We start from the raw sequence: 4,058 nt of genomic DNA on the forward strand, positions 1-4,058 counted from the left end.
GACGCGTCCGGTCGCAGCCGGCCCGCACAGGTGCGGAGACGGAACTGCCGTGTCAACAACCCCAGCAACTCCCCCGCTTGCTCTCGGCTACGAAAGGGCCCTACGTACCGCGCCTTGCCTGTCCCGAGCTTCTCCGTGATCGAGAGTCGTGGATACTCATCGCCCACGGAGAGCTTCAAAAAGGCGATACGCGGCAGGTGCTTGCCCAGCCGATTGTACGGCGGCTTGTGCTGCCGGATCGCTTCGGCTTCCGCCAGCGCCGCTTCCAACTCCGAACCGGCTATCTGTACGCGGACATCGCAGCTGTGGCGGATCAGGTCGAGGGTCTTGTTCGAGTGCCCTGCGGCGTTACTCAGGTAGCTGCTGACCCGTTCACGCAGATTCTTGGCTTTGCCGATGTACAGCAGGCGGTTATCGGCACCGAAGAAATGATAAATCCCCGGCTGAGCCGGGAGTTGCTCCACCTTCTCTCGCGGCAGCGGGCAGACAAACCGTCGGCCATCACGCGCGTGGTGCTGCAGGTCCAGGGCCTGATGCAGGTGTTCGATGCCGCGCGCAGCCAGCAGCTCGATCAGGTGAAAAAAGATCTCCACCGTGATGCGGACATCGCCGAGAGCACGGTGCCGGTCGCTAGTCGGTATGCCGAAGTGGCCGGCCACGACATCGAGCGAGCGGCGGCGGAGTTCCGGGATGAGCCGGCGGGTCAGTCGGAGCGTGCAGAGATGCGGATGGGGCAGCGGGCGGCCGCTGTGTGCCACCGCCGCTGCATTGAGGAAGCCGACGTCGAAGGCGGCGTTGTGGGCGACGAGCACGCCGTCGCCGAGGAACTCCACAAACCGCGGCCACACGGCTGCGACTCGGGGTTGGCCGCACAGCATCTCGTCGTCAATTCCCGTCAGGTGCGTGATGAACGGCGGCAGTCGGACCCCAGGATTGACGAGCTGCTGAAACTCCTTGATGACGCGACCGCCGTGGATGCGCGCCGCACCGATCTCAATGATGTTGGCCGCGGCAGCAGAACCACCGGTCGTTTCCAGATCGACGACGACGAAAGTGGTGTCGTTCAACGGGCGGGCCAAGGCGTCGTGCATCCGTGCATTCCAAGTTCCAGCCTCTTCCCGGAAGACGAATCGCGCATCGTGCGCCAACATCCCGTGCAGAAACCGTGGTCCGAACTCCGGGTCGGCGCCAGGTTGGGTGAAGACGAGATCCAGTAACTCGCGCGGCGACGCCCCTCCGGGTCGCTCAAGGAGGTAATCGTGGAGCTTGTCGCGCACGCCTGAATCCCGCTTATGGCATATGGCTTATGGCGTGTGGCAAAGGCTCGATGGCGACCAGAACCGGAGTCCGTAAGCTCTTACCATAGGCCCTATGCGATCAGCCATATGCCAATTCACGCCGCCTGCGCTTGCAGATAAGCTTCGATGAACTGATCGAGATCACCGTCCAGCACGGCGTCGGCGTTGCCGACCTCGACCCCGGTACGGTGGTCTTTGACCATGCGATATGGGTGCAGGACGTACGAGCGGATCTGGCTGCCCCACGCGATATCCTTCTTCGTCTTGTTCAGCACCGCCATCCTCTCGCGCTGCTTCTCCTTCTCCAACTCATACAAGCGAGCCCGCAGGATCTTCATCGCCATCGACTTGTTCTTATGCTGCGAGCGCTCGTTCTGGCAGGCCACCACGATGCCAGTGGGCAGGTGTGTGAGGCGCACCGCGGAATCGGTCTTATTCACGTGCTGGCCGCCGGCGCCGCTGGAGCGATAGGTGTCGATACGCAGATCCCCCTCGTCGATTTCCACCTCCACCTCTTCGTCTATTTGGGGATAGATGAAGATTGAGGCGAAGGAGGTGTGGCGGCGGGCGTTGGAATCGAACGGCGAGATACGAACCAACCGGTGAATGCCGGCCTCCGCGTGCAGGTAGCCATACGCGTACGCGCCCTCGACGGTGATGGTCGCGCTTTTGATGCCCGCACCTTCACCCGGTTGGATGTCGATCAACTCGGTCTTGAAGCCGTGCCGTTCCGCCCAGCGCAGATACATGCGCAGCAGCATCTCAGCCCAATCTTGCGCTTCGGTGCCGCCGGCGCCCGGATGCAGCGTCACGATGGCGTTCCCGGCGTCGTGCTCGCCACCGAGCTTGCGTTGCAGATCGAGCTGGTCGAGGACGGCCTCCACCTCATTGAGCTTCGTCCTGCTCTCCGCCTCGGCCTCCTCGGCCCCTTCGGCGGCCAGTTCGGCGAACACTTTGGCATCTTCAAGCCCTTCGAGCTGCTTGCGCCATGCGGCGATGGGCTCGAAAAGCTCTGACCGTTCTTTCAGGATACGCTGGGCCTGTTCGCTGTCGTTCCAGAAATCCGGCGCCGCGGCTTGGGCATTGAGCTCGGCGATGCGTGCTTCCCGTTGTGCAACGTCAAAGATGCCTCCCGAAGGCGTTGAGCCGCTGCTCGACAGAGGCGATTCGATCCTTCAACACTGCGTCTTCCATCAGATCTCCATGGCTATATTTAATGCCCGCTCCGAGAAAGGCAAGCGGCGCTGCCCTTTCCCTCCAAGACCAGGTGCAGCCGCCGCTCCAGGGCTTTCATCCGGCGGGCTTCCGCCAGCGAACGTTCATGGTCGTACCCGAGCAGGTGCAGCACGCCGTGGATCAACAAGGTCCGCACCTCATCGGCCTCCGATACGCGGCGACGGCGCGCTTGCCGGGACGCGGTTTGGAGCGAAATCACCACGTCACCCAGCACCGCCTCATCGCCCGGGGCGCGTGGTCCTTCACGCATGGCGAAGGCGAGGACGTCGGTGGGACGGTTCTTGCCCCGATATTCGTGGTTGAGATGCTGGATCTCCGCATCGTCCACCAGGCTGACGGCAAGTTCGGCCCCGTCTTCCTCGAGCGCGCGTAACAGGCGACGTGCGTCGGCACGGATCCCGGCAACACTGACGCCGGGGAGACTACAGCGGCGGATGACGCCAACCATCGTGAGGTGGCTCAATACGAGCCCGGGAGCGGGGCCCTCACGCCGAGCCTTTCCCGGAGGGCGAGGCGGACGAGTCGCGGCGCGTCTCGAAGCGGTCGTACGCCGTGATGATGTCCTGCACCAGGCGGTGCCGCACCACGTCGCGTTCGGTGAATGTGCAGAAGCGGATGCCGTCAATACCGGCGAGAATGACCCGCGCTTCCTTCAAACCGGAGGCGCGGCCGGCCGGCAAGTCGATCTGCGTCACGTCGCCGGTGATGACCGCTTTGGAGCCGTAGCCCAAGCGGGTGAGAAACATCTTCATCTGCTCGCCGGTGGTATTCTGGGCTTCGTCGAGGATGACGAAAGAATCATTCAGTGTCCGGCCGCGCATGAAGGCGAGGGGGGCCACTTCGATGTTGCCGCGCTCGAGCATTTTCTGCGCGCGCTCGAAGTCGACCATATCGTGCAGGGCGTCGTACAACGGTCGCAGATACGGATTCACCTTCTCGGCAAGGTCCCCGGGGAGGAACCCGAGCTTCTCGCCCGCTTCCACGGCCGGCCGCGCCAGGATCATGCGGGCGAAGTTGTTCTTCATCAGTTCGGCGACCGCCATGGCCATGGCCAGGTAGGTCTTTCCCGTACCCGCTGGTCCAATTCCGAAGACGATATCGTAGTTGCGGATGGCCTCGATGTACTCCTTCTGGGCGATGCTCTTGGGGGTGATGGTGCGCTTGTGCGCCGAAATGTAGATGGTGTCGAGAAAGATCTCGCGCAAGTTGGCCGTGCGGTCGGCACTCAGAATGCGGATGGCGTAATCGACGTCGCTGATGTAGACGGGGTACCCCTTCTCAACCACCGCATAGAGCTGGGTGAGGACACGGCCAGCCAGCTCGCGCTCGACCGGATCGCCGCTGATCAGCAGCGTGGTGCCGTTGACGGCGACGCGCACGCCGAGCCCGCGTTCGATAACCTTCAGGTGTTCATCGTGGTGGCCGAGCAGGTTCTCAAACAGGTGGTGATTCTCGAACGACAGTTCGAGGACCTGGTCTTCCGCGGCCGCGATCGTAGACTGTTGCTCAGGACACAATTTGGTA

4 protein-coding genes are annotated in these 4,058 nt (G+C 62.9%); all 4 read right to left on the minus strand.

The window, feature by feature from the left end:
• A partial coding sequence (locus tag VF515_05060) for an exonuclease domain-containing protein (GenBank protein HEX7407005.1) occupies positions 1–1,277 on the minus strand: 1,277 nt, incomplete at its 3' end.
• Between the two features lie 116 nt (positions 1,278–1,393).
• Positions 1,394–2,492 (minus strand): peptide chain release factor 2 gene (gene prfB / locus VF515_05065; GenBank protein ID HEX7407006.1). Its coding sequence is split into 2 segments (ribosomal slippage): positions 1,394–2,431 and positions 2,433–2,492, totalling 1,098 coding nucleotides; the frame shifts between segments, so codons are not numbered across the junction.
• 19 nt (positions 2,493–2,511) lie between these two features.
• Complete coding sequence (ybeY, locus tag VF515_05070; protein HEX7407007.1) at positions 2,512–2,982, minus strand: rRNA maturation RNase YbeY; 471 nt, start codon at positions 2,980–2,982, stop codon at positions 2,512–2,514.
• Between the two features lie 37 nt (positions 2,983–3,019).
• Complete coding sequence (locus VF515_05075) at positions 3,020–4,051, minus strand: PhoH family protein (protein ID HEX7407008.1); 1,032 nt, start codon at positions 4,049–4,051, stop codon at positions 3,020–3,022.
• Positions 4,052–4,058 lie beyond the last annotated feature (7 nt).

Source organism: Candidatus Binatia bacterium (genome assembly GCA_036382395.1).
Lineage (GTDB): Bacteria > Desulfobacterota > Binatia > HRBIN30 > HRBIN30 > JAGDMS01.